We start from the raw sequence: 20,535 nt of genomic DNA, 5'->3' as shown, positions 1-20,535 counted from the left end.
GTGGAGCGTGCTCCAACATTAGCCCTCGGCCCGCGGGCGCTCGGGTCCGGCCCCCTCGCCCGCGCCGGGACGGGCACCGCCTGCTGCGGTGGGGTCGTCGCCGCCGTCGAGGGCGTCCCAGAGGTCGCGCTCGGAGGCGGGCTCCGCGGCGGTGTCGTCGAAGACGCGCTGCTCGAGCGCCGCGCGGCGCGCGGCGGGCGAGACGTACTTCGAGCCCATGCCCCCGCCCCGCAGGCCGCGCATGAGGAGCGCGGCCGCGAGCACCGCGAGGACCGCGCCGAGGATCGCCACGGACGGCCCCGCGGCGGTCGGGTCGACCTGCGAGATGTAGTCCTTGTTGCCCATCACCGCGGTGCCCGCATCGCCGTTCGCGGGGGCGTCGCGCAGGATCTTCTCGAGGTAGCCGATGTCGGGTTCCTGCGTCAGTACCGTGACCGCGGGATAGGCGGCGCCGATGGCGGCGACGGCCACGATCACCGCGACCACGCCGCGCGCCCAGTTCTTCAGGGCCAGCGCCGCCGCGATCGCGGCGAGGAAGACCAGCCACAGCGCCGAGAGGGCGGGCGCCCAGGTGGTGCCGGCGACGTCCATCGTCCGCTCGGGCGAGAGCCCGTCGGCGATGGTGACCCCCATCCACGACATCCGGCCCGAGCCCCAGACGGCGCCCGCCGCGGCGGCGAGCAGGACGGAGGCGATCGCGAGATTCCGCTTGGCGTTCATCGGGCCTCCTCGGCCACCGCGCGCATGGTGTTCGCGGCGGCCACGGCCTTGAGCGCCGCGAGCGCCTTGTTGCGCGATTCGTTGTACTCGTACTCCCCCACCGAATCGGCGACGACGCCGCCGCCGGCCTGGACGTACGCGGTGCCGTCCTTGAGCACCGCGGTGCGGATGGCGATGGCGGTGTCGGCGTCGCCCGCGAAGTCGAGGTAGCCCACGATGCCGCCGTACAGGCCTCGGCGGGTGATCTCGGCCTCGTCGATGAGTTCCATGGCTCGCACCTTCGGGGCGCCGGTGAGGGTGCCCGCGGGGAAGCATGCGGCGACGGCGTCGAGCGCCTGCTTGCCGTCCGCGAGGTCGCCGGAGACCGTCGACACGAGGTGCATGACGTGGCTGTAGCGCTCGATGCGCCGGTAGTCGGTGACGCGGACGGTGCCGGGCGTGCAGACCCGGCCGAGGTCGTTGCGGCCGAGGTCGACGAGCATGAGGTGCTCGCTGTTCTCCTTCTCGTCGGCCCGCAGGTCCTTCTCCAGCAGCAGGTCCTCTTCGGCGGTGGCGCCCCGCCACCGGGTGCCGGCGATCGGGTGCGTCGTGGCGGTGCCGTCGGAGACGGTGACCAGGGCCTCGGGGCTGGAACCGACGATCGAGAAGGCGACCGTTCCGTCGGGCGCGGGCACCTGCACGAGGTACATGTACGGGCTCGGGTTCGAGGCGCGCAGCACCCGGTACACGTCGATGGGGTCGGCGTCCGACGGCACGGAGAACCGCTGCGACGGGACCACCTGGAAGGCCTCGCCGGCCTCGATGTCGCCGACGAGTTTCTCGACGATCGCGCTGTACTCCTCGACCGTGCGCTGCGCCGTCACCTCCGGTTCGGGACGCGTGAACGACGCCACCGACGACGCGAGCGGCGCGGCGAGGGCGGCCTCCATCGCGTCGAGGCGCGCGACCGCGTCGGCGTACGCCTCGTCGACCCGGTCGGCGGAGCCGTCCCAGTTCACCGCGTTGGCGATGAGGGTGATCGTGCCCTCGTGGTGGTCGATCGCGGCGAGGTCCGTCGCGAGCAGCCACACCATCTCGGGCAGGTGCAGATCGTCGACGGTGGTGTCGGGCAGCCGCTCCAGGCGCCGCACCGCGTCGTAGGCGAGGTAGCCGACCATCCCGCCGTTGAGCGGCGGCAGCCCCTCGATCCGCTCCGAGCTCAGGAGGCGCAGCACCTCGCCGAGGGCCTCGATCGGGTCTCCGCCCGACGGTGCGCCGGCGGGCGCCTTCCCGATCCAGGTGGCGGCACCGTCGACGACGGTGAGCGCGGCGGGCGCGGGGGCCCCGACGAAGGACCACCGGCTCCAGGACTGGCCCGCGGCGGCGGACTCGAGGAGGAACGTGCCGGGTCGGCCGCCGGCGAGTTTGCGGTACGCCGACAGCGGGGTCTCGGCGTCGGCGAGCACCGTACGGATCACGGGCACCACGCGGTGCCGGTCCGCGAGCGCGCGGAACTCGTCCAGGCTGGTGGTCGCGCCGTCGGGCTGCAGGTTCGGCTGCTGTGCGGTACTCATCGCCTGCCAGTATCCCAGCGCCGGTAGGTTCGTGGCCATGCGCATAGGCCAGCAGGCCCCTGAGTTCGCACTCCCCGACCGCACCGGCACCGTCCGAACGCTCTCCGAGCTCCGCGGCGACGGCCGCGCGGCGGTCTTCTTCTACCTCACCGCGGGCCTGCCGGTATGCGTCGCCGAGGTCGGGCGGTTCCGGGACGCGGGTGAGGAATTCGACCGGCGCGGCACGGCGCGGATCGGGATCAGCATGGACCCGCTGGTACGGACACAAGCCTTCGCCGATGTGATGGAACCGGGCTTTCCCCTGCTCACCGACGCCGACGGCGCGGTCGCGGCCGAGTACGACGTCAAGCGCGGCAGGTTCGCGATGGCGCCGGTGCGCCGGCAGACCTTCCTCATCGACGCCGACGGGACGGTGCTGCACATCGTGGTCGGCGAGCTGCGGGCGGTCGCGCACGTCGAGGAGACGCTGGCCTTCCTCCGGACCCTCAGCGGCTAGCCACGGACCGGTCGGTCAGCGCGTGGCGACGAGCCCGGATTCGGCTGCTGCGGCCTGCGCCTGGCGATCCGCCGCCTCGAACGGCACCTGCGAGACGAAGTAGGTCTCGGGATTCGTGTCGACGACGGTGATCCGCAGCCGCTCTCCGCGAGTGGGCGCGTTCTGGAGAATGACGTTCGCGGTGGCGCGAGCGGCCCGGATACCGGAAACGCTGGCATCGGTGACCTGCAGGCCCTCGATGCGGGCACTGTGCCCGGTGTAACCGCCCCCATTGGTGATCTCGACCGCGAACGCCCTGGCGAGCCCCTTCACGTCGAGTCCGGACCGGCCGAAGTCGCCGATCCGGATCTGCGACACCCAGGTGCCCGAGTGGCCGAACGGAGCCCGCGCCAGGCCCACACCGCCGGCCTCGGCCGGACTGATGGACCACCCGGGCAGCGCAGAGGTCGGAAACGACAGTGCCGCCGCGCTCAGACGGTCCGGTGCGGCGGTAGCGGGGGCGGCGACGCCGACGGCGGTGACCGCCACGGCAGCGGAAGTGACGGCGAAACGGCGCAGGAGGGTCGCGGTAGTCATGAACAACATGAATACCCGATACACCATCTGAGATCTAGGTAAGGTCGGTCACGCTGCGCTGGGAGCGCTGCACGGTCACTCCCGGCCGAGCAGCAGGTCCCCGTCGAAGCAGGTGTGGGTGCCGGTGTGGCACGCGGGTCCGGTCTGGCGGACGGTGAGCAGGACGGTGTCGCCGTCGCAGTCGAGCCGCACGTCGACGACCTCCTGCACGTGCCCGGAGGTCTCGCCCTTGATCCACAGTTGCTGCCGCGACCGCGAGTAGTAGGTGCCCTTCCGGGTGGCGAGCGTGCGCGCGAGGGCCTCGTCGTTCATCCAGGCCAGCATGAGGACGTCGCCGGTGCCCTCCTCCTGGGCGATGGCGGCGACGAGGCCGTCGGCGTTGCGCTTGAGCCGATCGGCGATCGCCTCGTCGAGTCCGGTCATCGCCGCACCACCAGACCGTGCGTGGCCATCTCGTCCTTGACCTGACCGATGGTCATGTCCCCGAAGTGGAAGACGCTGGCGGCGAGCACGGCGTCGGCACCCGCCTCGACGGCCGGCGCGAAGTGCTCGACCGCGCCGGCGCCGCCCGAGGCGATGACGGGGATGTGCACGGCCGCGCGGGCGGCGGTGATCATCCGCAGGTCGAAGCCGGCCTTGGTGCCGTCGGCGTCCATGGAGTTGAGCAGGATCTCCCCCACGCCCAGTTCCTCACCTCGGCGGGCCCATTCGATCGCGTCGATCCCGGTGCCCTTGCGGCCGCCGTGCGTGGTGACCTCCCAGCCCGACGGTGTCGGCTCCTCACCGTCCGGCACGGAGCGGGCGTCGACGGAGAGCACGATGCACTGGCTGCCGAACCGGTTGGACAGCTCGCGGAGCAACTCCGGGCGGACGATCGCCGCGGTGTTCACGGAGACCTTGTCGGCACCGGCGCGGAGCAGGGTGTCGACGTCCTCGACCGAGCGGACGCCGCCACCGACGGTGAGCGGGATGAACACCTGCTCGGCGGTGCGGCGCACGACGTCGAGCATCGTGCCGCGCCCGGAGCTCGACGCGGTCACGTCGAGGAAGGTCAGCTCGTCGGCGCCCTGCGCGTCGTACGCGGCCGCGAGTTCGACGGGATCGCCCGCGTCGCGCAGGTTCTGGAAGTTGACGCCCTTGACGACGCGCCCGTCGTCGACGTCCAGGCACGGGATCACGCGCACGGCCACCGTCATCGGTCGAGGCCTCCTTCGAAAGTGTCTAGTAGCTCAGGGTTCCGGAATGCCCGGGGTCGCCGCGGTAGTCCGACGGTGCGCCCACCGACCGGACGATCGCGAGCAGCTCGTCGTAGACGCCGGGGGCGCCGGCCAGCACCGAGTCGGAACCGACGTGCCAGTCCTCGCCCGCGAGGTCGGTGACCCGGCCACCGGCGGCGAGGACCAGCGCCGCTCCCGCGGCGTTGTCCCAGGCGTGGTGCCCGAAGACGACGGCACCGCCCAGCGCGCCGGACGCGGTGTACGCGAGGTCGACGCCGGTCGACCCGAACTGCCGCACCCGGGCGACGCGCCGCGAGACCTCGCCGAGGATGGCGTACCGGAAGTCGCCGGGGAAGTGTCCGTTGCTGCCGCGGCTGAAGCTGCCGACGGCGATCATGGCGTCGTCGAGGCCGCCCTGCGCGAGTCGCGGGAGCACCTCGCCGCGGTTGCGGACGGGACCGGCGACGTGGCCGGCGAAGGCGTCTCCGACGAGCGGGAACCAGGCCAGCCCGGCCACGGGCTTGCCGTCGTGCAGCAGGCCGAGGAGCGTGCCGGTGGCCGGGTACCCGGCGGAGTAGTTGAAGGTGCCGTCGATGGGGTCGAGGACCCAGACGGTGCCCTCGTCGACCGCCGGGCCGCCGTACTCCTCGCCGTGTACCGGGACTCCCGTGGCCTCGGCGACGGCGGCCGTGATGCGCCGCTCCAGTTCGAGGTCGAGGTCGGTGGCGAAGTCGGCCGGGCCCTTCGCGACGGACGCGGGCGCGCCGACGCCCTCGATGAAGCGGGGCGCGACGGCGTCGAGCGCCTCGCCGGCGAGGGCGAGGAGCCGGTCGGGGTCGGCCGTGAAGCCGTCGGGCAGGGCGGTCACTAGCGCGACACCGCGTCGAGCGCCTCGGGGAGGGTGAACCGTCCGGCGTAGAGCGCCTTGCCGATGATCGCGGAATCCACGCCCTGGTCGACGAGGGTCGCGATCGCCGTCAGGTCCTCGAGCGCGGAAATGCCGCCGGAGGCGACGACGGGCGCGTCGGTGGCGGCCGCGACGGCGGCGAGCAGGTCGAGATTGGGGCCGGTCAGGGTGCCGTCCTTGGAGACGTCGGTGACCACGTAGCGGCTGCAGCCGTCGTTGTTGAGCCGCTCGAGGACCTCCCACAGGTCGCCGCCGTCGGTGACCCAGCCGCGGCCGCGCAGCCGCCACTGGCCGTCGAGCTGCTTGACGTCGAGGCCGACCGCGATCTTGTCGCCGTGGCGGGCGATGGCGCTGGCGCACCAGTCCGGGTTCTCGATGGCCGCGGTGCCGAGGTTCACGCGGGCGCAGCCGGTCGCGAGGGCCGCGGCCAGGGAGTCGTCGTCGCGGATGCCGCCCGACAGCTCGACCTTGACGTCCAGTTCGCCGATGACACCGGCGAGGAGCTCGCGGTTGCTGCCCTTGCCGAAGGCCGCGTCGAGGTCGACGAGGTGGACCCACTCCGCCCCGTCGTTCTGCCAGGCGAGGGCGGCGTCGCGCGGCGACCCGTAGGCCGTCTCGCTGCCGGCCTCCCCCTGCACGAGGCGCACGGCCCGGCCCTCGGCGACGTCGACTGCGGGAAGAAGTACCAGACTCACGCGACCAGCCTAGTGCGTCGTGTCATCCGACTTTCCGGGCTCCCGGTCCTCGGCGTTCCCGACGGCGCGCCCGACGATCCGGTTGGAGACGATCCCCATCGCCGCGACCGCGCCGACGAGCCCCACGGCGACGATGAGCAGCCCGACGGCCGGGCTCGGGCGCAGCACGTTGAGCAGGAGAACCGCCACGCCGAGCACCGCGACGGCCGCGCCGAGGGAGAACAGGGCGAGGCGGCCCAGGGAGAGCCCGCGCTTGCCGCTCACAGCGTGCCCACCCAGTTCTTCAGGAGCACCGCGCCGGCGTCGCCGCTCTTCTCGGGGTGGAACTGCGTGGCCCACAGCGGTCCGTTCTCGACCGCGGCCACGAACCGGCCGCCGTGATCGGCCCAGGTGACCTTCGGCGCGCGGATGTGGTCGGCGATGTCGAGCTCCCACTTCTGCGCGGCGTAGGAGTGCACGAAGTAGAAGCGGGTGTCGGCATCGGTGCCGGCGAAGAGCTTCGAGCCCTCGGCGGCCTCGACGGTGTTCCAGCCCATGTGCGGAACGACCTCGGCCTGCAGCCGTTCGACGGTGCCGGGCCACTCGCCGCAGCCCTCGGTCTCGACGCCGAACTCGATCCCCTTCTCGAAGAGGATCTGCATGCCCACGCAGATGCCCATCACGGGTCGGCCGCCGGCGAGCCGCTCGCCGATGATGCGGTCGCCCTGCACCGCCTTGAGCCCGGCCATGCACGCCTCGTAGGCGCCGACGCCGGGGACGAGGAGGCCGTCGGCGGCGAGCGCGGTCTTCGCGTCCGAGGTCACCGTGACCTCGGCGCCGGCCCGCTCCATCGCGCGATGCGCGGACCGGATGTTGCCGGAGCCGTAGTCGAGGATCGCCACCGTCTTCATGCCGTCCAGCCTAATCGGCCCGGAGAAGGCACCGCATCGCAGTATTACGCTGGGCTGGTGGGGGTGTTCGACCGGGCGGACGAGGGCAGCGAGGAGGCGAAGGCCTACCGCGCCGAGCTCGCGGCCGAGAACGACCGCCTCGCCGCGAAAGTGCTGCCGGTTCTGCTGATCGTGATCGGCGTCGTCGTCACCTGGCGCGCGATCACCCTTGGCACGGACCTCGTGCGGGAGCCCGGCGGAGCGGTGCGCTGTGAGGGACGCCCCATGGGGCCGGCCGACACCTGCTGGATGATCGTCTCGAAGGGGAACTCGACGTTCGACCTCTACGCGCCGGCCGCCGCGGCGCCCGTCTCGGAATTCGATGCCCACCGTGCCGCACTACAACGCGGGATCTCGGCCGCGCCGTCCCCGTACGACTACGCACGCACCAGGAGCGTTCGCAAGGTGGAGCACAAGAACGACGTCGCCGCCACCGTCCTCTGCTCCATCACCGCGGCCGGAGCCTTCCTCGCCGCCTACTGCGTCCGCCGGGGCACCCGAGCCGAGCCCGAGGACGCGGCGCCGGTCACGGGGCTGGAGCCGACGACATGACGGTCCACCCGGCGCCGTCGCCGGATGCGTTGCGGCACTGCATCGTCCACGAGGTCGAGCCACTCGCCGTGGCGACCGTGGCCACGCTGCAGTCTCTCGGCAGACCGCTCCTCACCGACGACCCCGACGACCCGACGCGGGTACGGGCGCTCTTCACGTGGCGCCCCGCTCCCGGGGACCCCGCCGGGGGCGCATACCTCTGGGTGAACCGCCTCACCGACAAGCGGCACGTGGCCCGCGGAATGATGCGGCGCCGGGCCGCGAGCGACCTGTGGTTCGTCGAGCTCGCCGTACCGCGCGACGTGCTGGCCACCTACCGCATGCTCCCGTTGCACGCCGCGGGCGATGCAGGGACCGAGGAGATCCCGCCCCCGCGCGAACTGCTCCGCCGCGCACGGATCGACCCGCACAACGCTGCCGCGCTGGCGAACTCGCCCTTCGGATCGGTCCTCGCCGGACCCGACGCACCCCGGATCGACGTCTGGACCGCATCGCCGGCCACGACGTCGACGGCGCTCGACCGCACCGTCGATCTGGCACCTGCGCCCCTCCGGTACCGGCTGTCCGTGCCGTCCGGCGCGGGCGCGATGGACCTGGTCATCGCCTTCGACGCCGACGTGTGGCTCGACCGGTTCCGCCTGCCCGACGTCCTCGCCGCCGCGGGCCGACGGTGCGCCGTGCTCGGCATCGACTCGCCCGCCGATCCCAGTGAGCGCCTCCGGTTTCTCGGTGCCCACGATGCCCTGTTCCCGGCGATCACCGAGGATGCGCTCCCTGCCGCTCGGATGGTGACGGGCCCCCTTGGCCGGGTGACCATCGCCGGTCAGAGCCTGGGCGGCCTCGCGGCACTCGCGTTCGCGGCGCGGAACCCCGATCTCGTCGACGAGGTTCTCGCCTACTCCCCCTCCGTGTGGTGGCGGCCCGGCCTCACCGGGCTGCCCTCCGACGTCACGGAACGGCATGGCTGGATCCACGATGTGGTCCGCGGGTGCCCGCCCGGCGGGTTCTCGATCCGCCTTGCCTCCGGGGCTTTCGAGGAGGAACTCACGCCGGGCGTGCGCGATCTGGCCGCCTCGGCGCGCGCCGCGGGTCACGACGTCGAGCACACCGTCTACTCCGGCGGCCACGATGAGGTTCAGTGGGCGACACTTCTCCTCACGGCCTCATTGCCTGAATGGCTCCAACCGAAGAGCAAGTGATGGGTAAGCACACCGTGCCACGATCAGACGGTGCACCAACGAGAAGCAACGCGGGCGTGGCGACTGGGGACCGTGGCAATGCTCCTGATGCTGGTGACCGCGTGCTCCGCAGCAATCCCTGGGAACCCCTCGGCGTCGACCGCAGGCACATCCATCAACCCCGGTTCGTACAACACCGCACCGCGTCCCGTGCTGCCACCGAATGACGCGCAACGCCTCGTACTCGCCGCGAACTATCTAGGTGAGAGGATTCTGTCAGCCCCCGACGTGGATCCGAGCCTCACCCGGTCTGCTGGATACCTCGGGCCGCTCATGTCCGCCGACAACGCGGCCCCCATCTCGAACAGCGCGCCGATCCTCCGCCGGAACGGATACCGGTACGGCTACAAGTCGGTTCGCCAGACCGGCGACTACAGCGAAATGATGTCGACGCAACTCTTCCAGACCGATACACCGGATCATGCGAAGTCTCTCGCCGACGACCTGAGGACCGCCGACAGCGGCGTCCGAGTCGGCGACTCGGCGGACCGCCGGGTTCCGATCACCGATACGACAATCCCGGGAGCGGGGAGTCGGTCGCTGGTGGCGATCTCATCTGTAGGTTCGACCGTCGCGTACATCACCGCCTTTGCGCGCACGACCGGGCGGGCCCAGGAGCTCGTGGGCAAGGCCATCGACCTGCAGGTGGACCGTCTAGGCGGGTACCACGCACCTGAAGGTGAACTCGCGACGATGTTGACCGCGGACCGCGATCAGATCGTGTCGTACACGGTCCAGAATCAGACTCCGAGCGAATACGGCTTCTACGCCGAGTACGGATATCGCAGCGCCCGCATCCAGGCCCTCGACGAACCCGACACCGTCGCCGCGAGCAGCACGTTCGACCGAACCGGCGTCGACCTCGTCGGGATGGGAATCAACACCGTCTACCGAGCGCGAACGACATCCGACGCCGACGCGCTCAGAGACTTCCTCGCCGGCCAGGTTCGACTGAATGGTGCCCTGATCCGGAAGCGATTCTCGGTAGATCAGGTACCCGGGTCGGTCTGTCATGTGTACCGCCTGGGCGAAACCGCATCAGCGATCCTGATGACGACCTGCTTCGTATCTCGCGGCCGCTACGTCTCCGCAGTGGAGGCTCCGCAAACCGACCAGGCTCACCAGATCACTGCAGCGGCGTATCTCATTCTCGGAGAAGCCCGCTGAGCGCTCATTGCCGTCCAAACGTCGGCGATTCCGCGAACAGCTCTAAGGGATCAGGATGAACTTCCCGATCGGATGGGCGGCCTTCAGTTCGGTGTGAGCGCGCGCAGCGTCGGCGAGCGGGAACGTCTTCGCGACCGCATTCACCAGCTTCCCCTCACCCGCGAGATCCAGCAACGGGCCGCGGGCCTCGTCGCGGATGCGGGCGCTGTCAGGGTCGGGCCCACCGATCGCGAGGAATCCGTCCTGGGCGGCGCGACCGAATCCCGCGATCGTCACGATCCTCTGCCGATCCGCCACCAGCTCGAGCGAGACGTCGGCGGCCTCGTCGGTGCCCACGGTGTCGATGGCGGCGGTCACCCCGTCCGGCGCGACGGCGCGGACCCGCTCGGCGAGCCCGTCGTCGTACGCGACGGGGATCGCGCCGATCCCGCGCAGGTACTCGTGGTTCGCGGTCCGTGCAGTGCCGATCACGGTGGCGCCGCGGAGCCGCGCGAGCTGCACCGCCAGCAGCCCGACCCCGCCGGCTGCGCCGTGGATGAGCACGGTGTCGCCGGCGGCGACTCCGATGCGCTCCACGGCGTCCCACGCCGTCGCGCCCGTGAGCAGCAGCCCGGCGGCGTCCTCCCAGCCCAGGCTCTCCGGCTTCGGGAGCACCGCCTGCGCCGACTGGATCGCCGAGGAGGCGTAAACACCGTCACCCCGGTAGACGACGACCTCGTCGCCGACGGCGATCGGGCCCCTCGGTCCGACGGCGTCGGGACCGACCGCGGTCACCACCCCCGCACCCTCGCTGCCGACGGTCTGCGGCAGCGTCGACGGATCGTCGCCGAACGCTCCGCTGTAGAGCTTGTAATCGATGGGGTTGACCCCGATCGCCTTGAATTCGACCACGACCTCACCGGGCCCGGGGGCCGGCAGCTCCCGCTCGACCACCGCGAGGACCTCGGGCCCTCCGAACGCCTGTGCCACTACTGCTTTCGCCATGACCGTTCCAACCGCCACCGGCGGCCGACAATTCCGCCTCGAATCACCCCGACCGAAATCCGGTACCGCACGGTGCGGACACGCATTACCGTGCGTCGACAGTGATCATTCGACGACCATCAGACGGAGGGACTGCACCATGGCTGTGACACAGCAGCTGGCGCGCGTGACAGGCGAACACCTCGCGACGTGCTCCCGCTCGGTCGACGTGCTCGATCGGCTGTGTTCATTCGACGGCCCCGACGAGGACTACCTCGGCCTGGACTGGGCGCCGCGGGCGATCGGACCCGACGATCTTCCCGTCGTCGCGAGGCAGCTCTTGTCGATCGACATCGATCACTCCGTACGCGCGATCTCGGCTGACCCCGCGCAGGCCGAGCGGGATCTCGGGTTCGAGGCACCGAGCGACCCGCGCGGATACATCGCCGATCACTTCCACGCGCTCCGCGACTTCTACGTGGAGGCCGCGCGGCGGCGACTCGCGGTGGTCGTCTGGTCGGACTGAAGCTCAGATCTCGCGGGCGCCGATCAGGGCGTCGGAGATGATGCCGGTGGCGCGCTCGAGGGCGGGGATCGCGCGGTCGACGAAGTCGTCGCTCAGGCGGGAGACGGGGCCGGAGATGCCGACCGCCATCGGGGTCGGGGCGCCCGGTACCGCCATCGCGTAGCAGCGCACGCCCACCTCCTGCTCCTCGTCGTCGATCGAGTAGCCGCGGGCGCGGACCTTCTCCACCTCGGCGAAGACCCCGGACAGGGTGCTCACACTATTGGGCGTGGGTGCCGGGATCCCGGCCTGCCCGACGAGCTTGACGATGCGGGCGTCGTCGAGTTCCGCGAGGACCGCCTTGCCGACGCCGCTGTTGTGCAGGTTCACCCGTCGGCCGGCCTCGTTGTTCGTGCGCATGCTGTGCTGCGAGGGCACCTGGCCGGTGTAGATCACCATGTCGCCGTCGAGGACCGCGAGGCTCGCCGTCTCCTCGAGTTCGTCGACGAGAGCCTGCAGCACGGGCACGGCGACGGCGCCGAGCTGGCGGTTGGCGACCTCCCCGAGCCGGATCAGCCGGGGCCCGAGCGCGTAGCGCCGGTTGGGCAGTTGCCGCACGTAGCCGATGCCCACGAGCGTGCGCAGCAACCGGTGGATCGTCGGCGGGGGCAGCGGCGTGCCCGCCGACAGCTCACTGAGCGAGCACTCGCCGCCGGCGCGCCCCATGAGCTCGAGCAGTTCGAACGCACGCTCCACCGACTGCACACCTGAGGTGGACTTCCCCGCCATGATCGCCTCCCCGGACGTCTGGTCGTTTGCTGTTCCAATCACGACGGTACGCGCACAATTCCATCCTGCGTTCCGTATTGCGGTATCGATGTCGATCCGCCGCCGACCACATGGCGCGACGGACGACTGCTGACCGAAAGTCATCCGCCACGATACGGAACACCGTCTGAAGCACTCGCCTCGACCGGCGACCGGTCAACACATAAGGCCGGACCGGCAAGTGTTGTCGCGCGGCGGAAGTCGCGGAGAACCATGCAGAACATGTGCTTGACAGGCCTGGGAGCGCATGCTTCACTCGACGTGATCGGAATCACATTTCCGATGGGCGGAACGCAAATCTGCGGAGCCCCACGCGATCGCCACCACGCGTCGCCTTCGATCAGCCCCACTTCGCCGTCGCTCCCCGGAGCGCCTGAACGCGACGGGCCCAGCCCGGCGTTCCGGACCGAGAGGACCACCATGACCAGCCAGCAAGAGCAGAACGGGGCCGACGAACACGTCGAACCCCCGGCGCCCACCGAACGCACCGACGGCCCGGCACGCGCCGGCGCGCCGTTCCTGGACCGCTTCTTCGAGATCACCCGCCGCGGCTCGACGATCCCCCGCGAGATCCGGGGCGGGCTCGTCACGTTCGTCGCGATGGCCTACATCGTCGTGCTCAACCCGCTCATCCTGAGCAGCTCCTCCGACGCGGCGCAGGGCACCCTCGGATTCGTGCAGGTCACGGCGGTCACCGGCCTGACGGCGGGCGTCATCACGATCCTGTTCGGCGTGGTCGCGCGACTTCCGTTCGCGCTCGCCGCGGGCCTCGGCATGAACTCCTTCCTCGCGGTCGCGGTGGTCAAGGACGTCACGTGGCCGGAGGCCATGGGCCTGGTCATCATCAACGGCGTGATCATCGTGCTCCTGGGGGCCACCGGCATCCGGACGGCGATCTTCCGCGCGGTCCCGGCCGAGCTGAAGACCGCGATCACGGTCGGCATCGGCCTGTTCATCGCCTTCATCGGCTTCGTGAACTCCGGCTTCGTGACGCGCACCCCGGCCGGCCCGCCGGTCCAGCTCGGCCACGACGGGTCGATCGACGCGATCCCGACCGCCGTCTTCATCTTCGCCCTGCTGCTCATCGCCGTCCTGGTCTCGCGCCGCGTCCCCGGCGCCATCCTCATCGGCATGATCGTCGCGACGATCGCCGCGATCGTCATCCAGCACTTCGCCAAGCTCGGCACCGTCGGCGACCCGAGCCACCCGGACCCCAAGGGCTGGAACCTCAGCGCCCCTGAGCTGCCCGGTCAGATCGTCGCGCTCCCCGACTTCAGCCTGATCGGCCAATTCGACCTGTTCGGAGCCTTCGAGCGGGTCGGCGCACTAGCGGCCACGATGTTGGTGTTCACCCTGGTGTTCACCAACTTCTTCGACGCGATGGGCTCCATGACGGGCCTGGCGCGCCAGGCGGGCGTCGGCCAGCCCGACGGGACGTTCCCGCGCATCCGCTCGGCCTTCGTCATCGAGGGCATGGGCGCGGTCGCCGGCGGCGCGACCTCCGGCTCGTCGAACACCGTCTTCGTCGACTCGGCGTCCGGGATCGCAGAGGGTGCGCGCACGGGTCTCGCAGCCTGCGTGACCGGCGTGCTGTTCCTGGGCTCGATGTTCTTCGCTCCCCTCATCGGCGTGATCCCGATGGAGGTCGGCGCGGCCGCCCTGGTGGTCGTCGGATCGATGATGGTGGCGCAGATCCGCGAGATCGACTTCACCCATTTCTCGGTGGCCCTCCCCGCCTTCCTCACGATCGTCACCATGCCGCTGACCTACTCGATCGCCAACGGCATCGGCGTGGGCTTCATCACCTGGGCGCTCCTGAGCGTCCTCAGCGGTCGCGGACAGAAGGCGCACTGGCTACTGTGGGCGGTCTCGATCGGATTCATCCTCTACTTCGTCCGAGGACCGATCACCGCGTTGATCGGCGGCTGACCTGCAACGACGCAGAGTCGAGCCGGAACGGCTCCCGCATCACACTCCGTGATGCGGAAAGAAGATTCCAAATACCCTTCCCGATGTGATCCCCGTCACCTATCATGAAATGCACTGGATCGTGTTCGCATGGAAAACCAGCGGTCCAGCTCAGCCTCGCAAACCATGCCTGTCCGAACCGCGTGCGGCGGTTCAGTAGGGATGCAGCGGTGACCGAAACGCTGACCGGATGTCATGTGACCGTGAACGGTCGATCCCGACCCTTCACCGGCCCGGCGCACACGAGTGCCCTCGATTGGCTGCGCGACCAGGGCCTCACCGGAGCCAAGGAGGGCTGCGCCGAGGGTGAGTGCGGCGCCTGCTCGATCCTCGTCGCCCGCCCAGGCGACCCCGATGCCCCCGACGACCGGACGCGGTGGACCGCCATCAACGCCTGCCTGACCCCCGCAGCAGCCTTGGCGGACCAGGAGGTGATCACCTCCGAAGGACTCGGCGGGCCCGACGACCTGCACCCGGTGCAGGCCGCGATGGCGCTCCGCGGCGGCTCGCAGTGCGGCTACTGCACGCCGGGCTTCATCTGCAGCATGGCGGCCGAGTTCTACCGACCCGATCGGGCCGCGTCGAACCCGCGGGCCGATGGCGACGCCGCATGCCCCGCTCACGACGAGGAGCACGGGCCCAACGGCTTCGACCTGCACTCCCTGTCCGGGAACCTGTGCCGCTGCACCGGCTACCGACCCATCCGTGACGCCGCCTACGGCCTCCCCGCGGCCCCCGCGCCCGACGACCCGCTCGCCGCCCGCCGTACCGCGCCGGCACCCGCCGCCGCCCACACCGAGGTCGCCGGCCCGCAGGGCCGCTTCGTCCGGCCCGCCGGACTCGACGAGGTCCTCGATCTCCTCGCCGACGGGGAATCCCCGGTCCTCGTCGCCGGGTCCACCGACTTCGGCGTCGACGTGAACCTCAAGGGGCGCCGCGAACCCCTCGTGGTGGCCATCGACCGCCTGCCCGAGCTCCGTGAGTTGCACTGGAACGACGACGAACTCGACATCGGAGCGGCGCTCACGCTGTCCGAGATCGAGCGCCGCCTCGACGGCCGCGTCCCCCTGCTCGCCCAGGTCTTTCCACAGTTCGCCTCGCGCCTGATCCGCAACGCCGCGACACTGGGCGGCAACCTCGGGACGGGCTCGCCGATCGGCGACACCCCGCCCGCGTTGCTCGCCCTGGACGCGCGCCTGGTACTGGCCTCGCGCGACGGCGAGCGCACCGTCCCGCTCGCGGAGTACTTCACCGGCTACCGCGCGACGGTGCGCCGGCCCGACGAACTCATCAAGGCGATACGGATCCCGCTGCCGCTGAGCCCGCTCACCGCGTTCCACAAGATCGCCAAGCGCCGTTTCGACGACATCTCCAGCGTCGCCGTCGCCTTCGCGGTCACCGTCGACGCGGGCACGATCACCCGGGCCGCGATCGGCCTCGGCGGCGTGGCCGCGACCCCGCTCCGCGCGACCGCCACCGAGCAGGCCCTCGTGGGCCGCCCGTGGTCGGAGGAGACCGTTCGTGCCGCGGCCGATGTGCTGCGGGCCGAGGGCACCCCGATGGACGATCACCGTGCGTCCGGCGCCTACCGCGTCGCGATGCTCGGCCGGTCGCTCGAGAAGCTGTTCGCCGAGACCACGGCCCGAGGGGAGCTGTCATGAGCCACCTGTCCGAACGCCCCGCGAATCCCATCGTGGGCCAGGAGATCCCGCACGAGAGCGCGACCCTGCACGTGACCGGCTCCGCCCTCTACACCGACGATCTGGTCGGTCGGACACCCGGCGCGCTGCACGCCCACCCCGTCCAGTCGGACCGCGCCCACGCGCGGATCGTCTCGATCGACACCGCGCCGGCGCTGCAGGTCCCCGGCGTCGTCCGGGTCCTCACGGCGGCCGACGTCCCGGGCGTGAACGACGCCGGCGTCAAGCACGACGAGCCCCTGTTCCCCGAGGACGAGGTCATGTTCTACGGGCACGCCGTGTGCTGGGTGCTCGGCGAGACGCTCGAAGCCGCCCGGCTCGGTGCCGCTGCCGTGCGACTCGAGCTCGAGCCGCTCCCCTCCCTCATCGCGGTCGGCGACGCCATCGCCGCGGAGAGCTTCCACGGCGCCCGCCCGACGGTGCGGCGCGGCGATCCCGACGCCGGATTCGCCGAAGCGACGCACGTCTACTCGGGTGAGTTCGAGTTCGCGGGTCAGGAGCACTTCTACCTCGAGACGCACGCCTCCCTCGCCCAGGTCGACGAGAGCGGCCAGATCTTCATCCAGTCCAGCACCCAGCACCCGTCGGAGACGCAGGACATCGTCGCGCACGTGCTCGGCCTGCCCAGCAACGCCGTCACGGTGCAGTGCCTGCGGATGGGCGGAGCGTTCGGCGGCAAGGAGATGCAGCCGCACGGCTTCGCCGCCATCGCCGCGCTGGGCGCGACGCTCACGGGCCGGCCGGTGCGGCTGCGGCTGGACCGGACGCAGGACATGACGATGTCCGGCAAACGCCACGGTTTCCATGCCACGTGGCGAGTCGGTTTCGACGCCGACGGGCTCATCACCGCTCTCGAGTCGACCCTCACCGCCGACGGCGGCTGGAGCCTCGACCTCTCCGAGCCGGTGCTCGCCCGCGCGCTGTGCCACATCGACAACGCCTACTGGATCCCGAACATCGCGGTCCACGGACGGATCGCAAAGTGCCACAAGACCTCGCAAACCGCGTTCCGCGGCTTCGGGGGCCCGCAGGGCATGCTCGTCATCGAGGACATCCTCGGCACGTGCGCCCCGCGGTTGGGACTGTCGGCGCGCGAACTGCGGCGACGCAACTTCTACGGGGACGGTCAGAGCACGCCGTACGGCCAGCCCGTGCGGCACGCCGACCGCGTCCGCACCGCCTGGGAGCAGGTCGTCGAATCCGGCGAGGTCGCGGCCCGCGAAGCCGAGATCGACGCCTTCAACGCGACGCACCCGAACGTCAAGCGCGCGCTCGCCCTGACCCCGGTGAAGTTCGGGATCTCGTTCAACCTCACCGCCTTCAACCAGGCCGGTGCCCTCGTCCTGGTCTACAAGGACGGATCCGTGCTGATCAACCACGGCGGCACCGAGATGGGCCAGGGCCTGCACACGAAGATGCTGCAGGTCGCCGCCACCACACTGGGCGTGCCCCTGTCCCGGGTGCGCCTCGCGCCGACCCGGACCGACAAGGTGCCCAACACCTCCGCCACTGCTGCGAGCTCCGGCGCCGACCTCAACGGCGGCGCTGTCAAGAACGCGTGCGAGCAGATCCGCGACCGCCTCGCGGCCGTCGCCGCGTCGCTCATCGGCACCAACCCGTCCGACGTGCGGTTCAGCGACGGCACGATCAGCGGGCTCGGGGCCGCGGCCCCGAAACTCTCCTGGGAGGAGGTGGTGCACGCCGCGTACTTCCAGCGGGTGCAGCTCTCCGCCTCCGGGTACTACCGGACCGAGGGCCTGCACTGGGACGCGAAGGCGATGCAGGGCGAGCCCTTCAAGTACTTCGCGTACGGCGTGGCCGCCAGCGAGGTCGAGGTCGACGGATTCACCGGCGCGTACCGCCTCCGGCGCGTGGACATCGTGCACGACGTGGGCGACTCGCTCTCCCCGATGATCGACATCGGCCAGATCGAGGGCGGGTTCGTGCAGGGCGCCGGCTGGCTCACTCTGGAGGACCTCCGCTGGGACGAGAGCGACCGGCCCACCCGCGGGCGACTTCTCACGCAGTCGGCCAGCACGTACAAGCTGCCCAGCTTCTCGGAGATGCCGCCGGACTTCCGCGTCGCGCTGCTGGACAAGGCACACGAGGACGGTGCCGTGTACGGCTCGAAGGCCGTCGGCGAGCCGCCGCTCATGCTGGCCTTCTCGGTGCGCGAGGCCCTACGCCAGGCGGCGGCGGCGTTCGGGCCGCCCGGGACGTCCGTGAACCTCGCGTCGCCCGCGACGCCGGAGGCCGTGTACTGGGCCGTCGAGGCCGCGCGCGCCGCGGCGCCGACGCGCCCCGCGGCTCCGGCCGATCCGCAGGGGAACGGGCACCGTCGGACATCCGTCCCGGCGGCCGGATCCGCCCCGGCGGCACCGGCTCCCGCTCCCCTCGGCTGAGCCCGCCATGACCTGGCTGGGCGACGCCGCCCGCCTCCGTCGGCAGCGCGTCCCCGCGGTCCTGATCACCCAGATCGGCGTCCGCGGGCACGCGCCCCGCGAGGCGGGCGCGAAGATGATCGCCACCGCCGACGGCGAATTCGGCACGATCGGCGGCGGCAACCTGGAGCTGACGGCGATCGACCGGGCCCGCGAACTACTGCGGGACGCGGTCACCACGCCCGAGACGCTCACCCTGCGATTGAACGACAAGGCCCGCAATCAACACGGGCGCCAATGCTGCGGAGGCGAGGTGGTCCTCTTGTTCGAGCCGCTGCCGGTGGTTCCGGCCGTCGCGATCTTCGGGGTCGGCCACGTCGGCCTGGAACTCGCCCGCATCCTCGCGCGCCACGACGTCGAGCTGTACCTCACCGACTCCCGCCCCGAGCAGCTCGAGGCCGCCCGCGGTCTGGAGCCCGGTGAGGCGACCGTGCACCTGCGCCATTCGATGCTGCCCGAGGAGGTCCTGGAGGAACTTCCTCCGGGCTGCCACGTGCTCATCATGACGCACGACCACGCGGAGGACTTCAGCCTCTGCGACCAGGTGCTGCGCACCCCCGGCCTCGGCAGCGTCGGACTGATCGGTTCCGCCGCGAAGTGGACCCGGTTCCGCGCCATGCTCGCCGACGCCGGTCACGACGCCGCGACCATCCGGACCATCCAATCCCCCATCGGGCTGAGCACCCTGGGCGGCAAGCACCCGGCGACCATCGCCGTGAGTGTGGCCGCGGACCTGCTCGCCCGCTTCCCCTCATCCGTGCAAGGAGACCCCTCATGACCATCTACCGCTGCCGCGTCCTGGACACGCCCGACGACCCCTTCAGCGGGGGTGAGCTGCGCTCGCACGACGACGCCGGCATCGCGGTCGAGGCGGGCGTGATCGTCGATCGCGGCGCCTTCCGCACGGTCACGGAACGCCACCCGGACGCCGAGGTCGTCGACCTGCGCGACGGCGTCCTCCTTCCCGGCATGGTCGACACCCACGTGCACTACCCGCAGATCCGGGCCATCGGCGGCCTCGGGATGCCGCTGCTGGACTGGCTCGATCAGTGCGCCCTGCCCGAGGAGTGCAAGCTCGCGGACGCCGAGTACGCGCGCACCGTCGCCCGCGAGTTCCTCACCGGCCTCACCGCCGCCGGCACGACGACCGCGCTCGTCTTCGGGTCGCACTTCACGGACGCGGTCGACGCGCTGTTCACCGAGGCCGACCGGGTGGGGGTGCGCGTCACAGCCGGTCTGGTGACCAGCGACCGCAACCTGCCGGAGCCGCTGCTCAGCACGCCGGCGCGGTCGTACGACGAGGGCCGCAAGCTCGCCGAGCGCTGGCACGGGCATCGTCGCCTCCGGTACGCGGTGACGCCGCGCTTCTCCTACTCGACGTCACCCGGCATGTTGGAGAGCGGGGCGGCGCTCGCGGCCGATGTGCCCGGCCTCTGGTTCACCTCCCACATCAACGAGAACCCCGCCGAGATCGCGGCGGTCATCGAGCAGTTCCCGGGATCGGCGAACTACCTCGACACCTACCACCGGCACGGGCTCATCCACGAGCGCGCGGTGCTCGCGCACAACGCGCACCCGACCGATTCCGAGCTCGCACTCATGGCCTCGACCGGCGCGTCGGTCGCCCACTGCCCCACCTCCAACTCCGCGCTCGCCAGCGGCTCCTTCCCGCTCCGCCGCCACCTCGACCACGGCGTCACCGTGGCCCTCGGCACCGATGTCGGTGCGGGCAGCGGCTTCTCGCTCTTCAAGGAAGGCCTGCAGGCCTACTTCATGCAGCAGTTGCTCCAGGGAGACGGCGTGCCGCTCACCGCGGCGCACCTGTTGCACCTCGCCACCCGCGCCGGCGCGACCGCTCTGGGGCTCGACGAGGTGGGCGACCTGTCCGTCGGGCGGCAGTTCGACGCGATCCTCCTGCGTCCGACGGCCGGCCACCCGCTCGACGTGGGCCTGCGCCACGCCGAATCGGCCGAGAACGCCCTCGCGAAGATCTTCTCGCTGGCCACGCCTGCCGACGTCGCGCGCGTCTGGATCGGCGGCGACGAGGTCGCCGCGTAGCTCTCCGCGGCCGGGACCACGC

Annotated in this window: 21 protein-coding genes; 10 read left to right on the top strand and 11 right to left on the bottom strand. The window is 71.2% G+C overall.

Annotation, left to right across the window (positions count from 1 at the left end; genetic code table 11):
• Nucleotides 1–18 precede the first annotated feature (18 nt).
• Both BLW32_RS12260 and BLW32_RS12255 read right to left on the bottom strand, forming a co-directional pair.
• Nucleotides 19–720 (bottom strand): TIGR02234 family membrane protein, encoded by a 702-nt coding sequence (locus BLW32_RS12260; RefSeq protein WP_068742007.1) that lies wholly within the window; start codon nucleotides 718–720, stop codon nucleotides 19–21.
• Nucleotides 717–2,273 carry an anthranilate synthase component I gene (locus BLW32_RS12255; protein ID WP_068742316.1) on the bottom strand — a complete coding sequence of 519 codons (1,557 nt, stop codon included), beginning with the start codon at nucleotides 2,271–2,273 and terminating at the stop codon, nucleotides 717–719. The genes BLW32_RS12260 and BLW32_RS12255 overlap by 4 nt, the downstream gene beginning before the upstream one ends.
• A gap of 37 nt (nucleotides 2,274–2,310) precedes the next feature.
• On the opposite strand from BLW32_RS12255, the gene BLW32_RS12250 reads away from it, so the two are divergent.
• Nucleotides 2,311–2,769 (top strand): peroxiredoxin, encoded by a 459-nt coding sequence (locus BLW32_RS12250; protein WP_068525902.1) that lies wholly within the window; start codon nucleotides 2,311–2,313, stop codon nucleotides 2,767–2,769.
• Between the two features lie 15 nt (nucleotides 2,770–2,784).
• On the opposite strand, the gene BLW32_RS12245 is transcribed toward BLW32_RS12250, so the two are convergent.
• From BLW32_RS12245 to hisH, 7 genes are all read right to left on the bottom strand, one after another.
• Nucleotides 2,785–3,345 (bottom strand): hypothetical protein, encoded by a 561-nt coding sequence (locus BLW32_RS12245; protein ID WP_139286140.1) that lies wholly within the window; start codon nucleotides 3,343–3,345, stop codon nucleotides 2,785–2,787.
• A gap of 75 nt (nucleotides 3,346–3,420) precedes the next feature.
• On the bottom strand, nucleotides 3,421–3,768 hold the full coding sequence (hisI, locus tag BLW32_RS12240; protein ID WP_068742009.1) for a phosphoribosyl-AMP cyclohydrolase: 348 nt from the start codon (nucleotides 3,766–3,768) through the stop codon (nucleotides 3,421–3,423).
• Nucleotides 3,765–4,541, bottom strand: coding sequence for an imidazole glycerol phosphate synthase subunit HisF (gene hisF, locus BLW32_RS12235; RefSeq protein WP_068742010.1), 777 nt, complete (start codon nucleotides 4,539–4,541; stop codon nucleotides 3,765–3,767). The genes hisI and hisF overlap by 4 nt, the downstream gene beginning before the upstream one ends.
• A 25-nt stretch (nucleotides 4,542–4,566) precedes the next feature.
• On the bottom strand, nucleotides 4,567–5,430 hold the full coding sequence (locus BLW32_RS12230; protein WP_082791437.1) for an inositol monophosphatase family protein: 864 nt from the start codon (nucleotides 5,428–5,430) through the stop codon (nucleotides 4,567–4,569).
• Nucleotides 5,430–6,164 carry a bifunctional 1-(5-phosphoribosyl)-5-((5-phosphoribosylamino)methylideneamino)imidazole-4-carboxamide isomerase/phosphoribosylanthranilate isomerase PriA gene (gene priA, locus BLW32_RS12225; RefSeq protein WP_068742011.1) on the bottom strand — a complete coding sequence of 245 codons (735 nt, stop codon included), beginning with the start codon at nucleotides 6,162–6,164 and terminating at the stop codon, nucleotides 5,430–5,432. The genes BLW32_RS12230 and priA overlap by 1 nt, the downstream gene beginning before the upstream one ends.
• 9 nt (nucleotides 6,165–6,173) lie before the next feature.
• Nucleotides 6,174–6,428, bottom strand: a complete 255-nt coding sequence (locus BLW32_RS12220; protein ID WP_068742012.1) for a hypothetical protein — start codon at nucleotides 6,426–6,428, stop codon at nucleotides 6,174–6,176.
• Complete coding sequence (gene hisH / locus BLW32_RS12215; protein ID WP_068525419.1) at nucleotides 6,425–7,054, bottom strand: imidazole glycerol phosphate synthase subunit HisH; 630 nt, start codon at nucleotides 7,052–7,054, stop codon at nucleotides 6,425–6,427. The genes BLW32_RS12220 and hisH overlap by 4 nt, the downstream gene beginning before the upstream one ends.
• Before the next feature lie 57 nt (nucleotides 7,055–7,111).
• Between hisH and BLW32_RS12210 the strand changes: the two genes are divergently transcribed.
• From BLW32_RS12210 to BLW32_RS12200, 3 genes are all read left to right on the top strand, one after another.
• Nucleotides 7,112–7,645 carry a hypothetical protein gene (locus tag BLW32_RS12210; protein WP_068742013.1) on the top strand — a complete coding sequence of 178 codons (534 nt, stop codon included), beginning with the start codon at nucleotides 7,112–7,114 and terminating at the stop codon, nucleotides 7,643–7,645.
• Nucleotides 7,642–8,844 carry an enterochelin esterase domain-containing protein gene (locus tag BLW32_RS12205; protein WP_068742014.1) on the top strand — a complete coding sequence of 401 codons (1,203 nt, stop codon included), beginning with the start codon at nucleotides 7,642–7,644 and terminating at the stop codon, nucleotides 8,842–8,844. The genes BLW32_RS12210 and BLW32_RS12205 overlap by 4 nt, the downstream gene beginning before the upstream one ends.
• A gap of 78 nt (nucleotides 8,845–8,922) precedes the next feature.
• Entirely contained in the window at nucleotides 8,923–10,050 is a 1,128-nt protein-coding gene (locus tag BLW32_RS12200; protein WP_435594796.1) for a DUF7373 family lipoprotein, read from the top strand.
• Between the two features lie 42 nt (nucleotides 10,051–10,092).
• Here the strand turns inward: BLW32_RS12200 and BLW32_RS12195 are convergent, their stop codons facing one another.
• Nucleotides 10,093–11,034: an NADP-dependent oxidoreductase gene (locus BLW32_RS12195; protein ID WP_068742016.1), complete on the bottom strand. Its 942-nt coding sequence runs from the start codon at nucleotides 11,032–11,034 to the stop codon at nucleotides 10,093–10,095.
• Nucleotides 11,035–11,173: 139 nt separating this feature from the next.
• Here BLW32_RS12195 and BLW32_RS12190 point away from each other — a divergent pair, with 139 nt between their 5' ends.
• Nucleotides 11,174–11,539 (top strand): hypothetical protein, encoded by a 366-nt coding sequence (locus BLW32_RS12190; protein WP_139286138.1) that lies wholly within the window; start codon nucleotides 11,174–11,176, stop codon nucleotides 11,537–11,539.
• A 3-nt stretch (nucleotides 11,540–11,542) separates the two neighbouring features.
• Here the strand turns inward: BLW32_RS12190 and BLW32_RS12185 are convergent, their stop codons facing one another.
• Entirely contained in the window at nucleotides 11,543–12,307 is a 765-nt protein-coding gene (locus tag BLW32_RS12185; RefSeq protein WP_068525409.1) for an IclR family transcriptional regulator, read from the bottom strand.
• 459 nt (nucleotides 12,308–12,766) lie between these two features.
• Here BLW32_RS12185 and BLW32_RS12180 point away from each other — a divergent pair, with 459 nt between their 5' ends.
• The 5 genes from BLW32_RS12180 (at nucleotide 12,767) to guaD (ending at nucleotide 20,513) form a co-directional block, all read left to right on the top strand.
• Nucleotides 12,767–14,275, top strand: coding sequence for an NCS2 family permease (locus BLW32_RS12180; RefSeq protein ID WP_068525407.1), 1,509 nt, complete (start codon nucleotides 12,767–12,769; stop codon nucleotides 14,273–14,275).
• 209 nt (nucleotides 14,276–14,484) lie between these two features.
• On the top strand, nucleotides 14,485–15,975 hold the full coding sequence (locus BLW32_RS12175) for a xanthine dehydrogenase small subunit (RefSeq protein WP_231857380.1): 1,491 nt from the start codon (nucleotides 14,485–14,487) through the stop codon (nucleotides 15,973–15,975).
• On the top strand, nucleotides 15,972–18,416 hold the full coding sequence (gene xdhB / locus BLW32_RS12170) for a xanthine dehydrogenase molybdopterin binding subunit (RefSeq protein ID WP_068742018.1): 2,445 nt from the start codon (nucleotides 15,972–15,974) through the stop codon (nucleotides 18,414–18,416). The genes BLW32_RS12175 and xdhB overlap by 4 nt, the downstream gene beginning before the upstream one ends.
• A gap of 7 nt (nucleotides 18,417–18,423) precedes the next feature.
• Complete coding sequence (gene xdhC / locus BLW32_RS12165; RefSeq protein WP_068742019.1) at nucleotides 18,424–19,233, top strand: xanthine dehydrogenase accessory protein XdhC; 810 nt, start codon at nucleotides 18,424–18,426, stop codon at nucleotides 19,231–19,233.
• Nucleotides 19,230–20,513 carry a guanine deaminase gene (guaD, locus tag BLW32_RS12160; RefSeq protein WP_068742020.1) on the top strand — a complete coding sequence of 428 codons (1,284 nt, stop codon included), beginning with the start codon at nucleotides 19,230–19,232 and terminating at the stop codon, nucleotides 20,511–20,513. Before xdhC ends, guaD begins: the two co-directional genes overlap by 4 nt.
• Nucleotides 20,514–20,535 lie beyond the last annotated feature (22 nt).

Origin of the sequence: Tsukamurella tyrosinosolvens (assembly GCF_900104775.1) — a bacterium.
GTDB lineage: Bacteria > Actinomycetota > Actinomycetes > Mycobacteriales > Mycobacteriaceae > Tsukamurella > Tsukamurella tyrosinosolvens.
The sequence above is the reverse complement of the archived record's forward strand: the minus strand, read 5'-3'. Positions and strand labels throughout refer to the sequence as shown.